The sequence below is a fragment of the Halorubrum sp. SP3 genome (assembly GCF_005435195.1).
Classification (GTDB): Archaea; Halobacteriota; Halobacteria; order Halobacteriales; family Haloferacaceae; genus Halorubrum; species Halorubrum sodomense.
On record NZ_SGTU01000368.1, the window covers coordinates 1 to 462 of the forward strand.

Sequence of the window (462 nt, forward strand, 5' to 3'; positions counted from 1 at the left end):
ATCGACGACGAGATCGAGCGGCCCGCGCTCACCCACTGGATGAACGAGCTCGGCGACAGCCACGACGTCCAGGAGGTGGAGGTGACCTCCGAGACGCTCGCGGGGCAGAGCATCCGCGACCTCAACGCGCAGATCCCCGACGGCACCTTCGTCGCCGTGGTCAGCCGCGACGGCGACAACCGCGTCCCCTCGGCGGACAGCGTCGTCGAGGTGGGCGACCACCTGACGTTCATCGGCGACACCGACGGGGTCCGCCGCGCGATGGAGCGCTTCCACCCGCACGACTAAGACGCACATTACGGCGTTCGTACCGTTCGCGGTGGGGGAACTGCGGCTGATGACCTGACGCTGAGTCATTTAGAAGCCGTACCAAAGAGGCGTCCTGACGGAGTCCTGCGCGAGCGAAGCGAGCGCAGGGCACGTCAGGACGTGAACGCAGCGGCTGTCGAACGAAGTGAGACA

1 protein-coding gene is annotated in these 462 nt (G+C 66.7%); it reads left to right on the forward strand.

The window, feature by feature from the left end; genetic code table 11:
- A partial coding sequence (locus tag EXE42_RS16890; RefSeq protein ID WP_137707052.1) for a TrkA C-terminal domain-containing protein occupies positions 1-288 on the forward strand: 288 nt, incomplete at its 5' end.
- Positions 289-462: the final 174 nt, after the last annotated feature.